General features: G+C 65.3%; 2 protein-coding genes and 1 pseudogene. All 3 read right to left on the reverse strand.

Going from position 1 to position 1,496, the window contains the following annotated elements; translation table 11 throughout:
* Window positions 1–256, reverse strand: a pseudogene (locus ACFV20_RS36890) (protein phosphatase); the annotation flags it as partial.
* Window positions 257–300: 44 nt separating this feature from the next.
* Entirely contained in the window at window positions 301–786 is a 486-nt protein-coding gene (locus ACFV20_RS36895; protein ID WP_385665490.1) for an FHA domain-containing protein, read from the reverse strand.
* Window positions 786–1,496, reverse strand: a 711-nt coding sequence (locus ACFV20_RS36900) for an FhaA domain-containing protein (RefSeq protein WP_385665492.1), incomplete at its 5' end; no start/stop codon positions are given. The genes ACFV20_RS36895 and ACFV20_RS36900, both read right to left, overlap by 1 nt.

Consider the following 1,496-nt stretch of genomic DNA (forward strand, 5'->3'; position numbering starts at 1 on the left):
CGGTGACCGTGGTGCCCATTCCGGAGAGCTCCGGGGAGGTGGTCACCAGTTCCGAGAGCAATGAATTCGCGGCCTGGATTTCGTCTGCCAGGACGGTGACGGCCTGGTCCTCGAGATCGGGGCGGTCCAGGTGGACGAGGTCCAGCACCGTGGATGCAGATGCTACGTTGCCGCCCGCGTGGCCCCCCATGCCGTCGGCGACGACGGCGAGGTAGCGCCCAACGTAGGCAGAATCGTCATTCTTGAAACGAACCATGCCTACGTCGGAGCGGGCAGCGTACCGAAGGACCAGGGCCACTGCTAGGGCCTCAATTCAATGACTGTTTTGCCGATGCGGATCGGCACTCCGGGGTCAACGGGCTGGGCACGGGTGAGCTGGGACCCTCCGAGGAACGTCCCGTTGGTGGAACCAAGGTCTTCAATAAACCAGCGGCTGCCCTGGGGGAAAAGCCGGGCATGGCGGCCGGAAGCATAGTCATCTTCAAGAACCAGTGTGGCTTCCTGGGCACGGCCCAGCAGGATGGGGCTGGAGGCCAGTTCCAGGGTGGTTCCGCGCAGGGGGCCCTCAGTCACAACCATCTGCCGGGCCTGCACCTTGGCCGGCGGTGCCGCCTCGCGCTCCAGCGCGGGATTCTTGCGTATCTGGCGGGCTGTGGGTGCGCCGGTCCGGTTTCGGGCACCGAGTACCAGGTCCCGCCGGATGGCACCGACAACTCCCAGGACCATGATCCACAGCAGGATCATGAACCCGTAACGGAGCAGGGTGAGGGTCAATGAGCCGTCCATCAGCGCCCTCCGGATCGGACCGGGAGCAGCCGGAAGACAATACGGGTCCTGCCCATGGCAATGGTCGAGCCGTCGGTAAGGATGGTTTCCCCCTGGACTTTCTGGCCGTTGACGTAGCTGCCGTTGGTTGAACCGAGGTCGACGGCGCGGACAGTGCCGCCGTCGGTCCGGATTTCCAAGTGACGGCGGGAAACGCCGGTGTCATCAACAAGGATGTCCGCTTCCGAGGATCTGCCAAGGACCACGGAGGTGGCATTGAGTGAGTACCGCTGCCCATCGATGTCCAGCACGGGCTGCATGCGGGTGGGGCTCTGGCGCGGAGCGGGCGGCTGAGGAGTGCGTGCAGCGGACGCCCGGGTCTTTTCGGTTGCCGAGTCGATCGCCAGCGAACCGGGCTTGAGCGAGGAATCGCGGGTGAAGGAGACCCGGACCGCGCCCTGGAGGGTGTAGGACTGGCTGCGCGCGTGCTTGATGACGACGTCGCACAGTTCCTCGGCCAGCGGGGCGCCCCATTCCTGGGCGCGGGCGAAATCTTCGTCGGAGAGGCGCGCGGTAAAGACATTCGGTGCCAGTGTCCGTCCCTCGCCCAGGGTCATGGACTTCTCATCCAGTTCACGGCGCAGGGCTATGGCAAGTTCAAGGGGCTCCACGCGGCCGGAGGACCCGCTGGAAAAAGCGCCGCGGACCATTCGTTCAATGCCGCGCTCGAC

It is taken from the genome of Streptomyces sp. NPDC059696 (assembly GCF_042733745.1).
GTDB lineage: Bacteria > Actinomycetota > Actinomycetes > Streptomycetales > Streptomycetaceae > Streptomyces.

Bases quoted from the DNA above. Each gene is read 5' to 3' on its own strand.
- ACFV20_RS36895 (WP_385665490.1), bottom strand. From the start codon at position 786: ATGGACGGCTCATTGACCCTCACCCTGCTCCGTTACGGGTTCATGATC.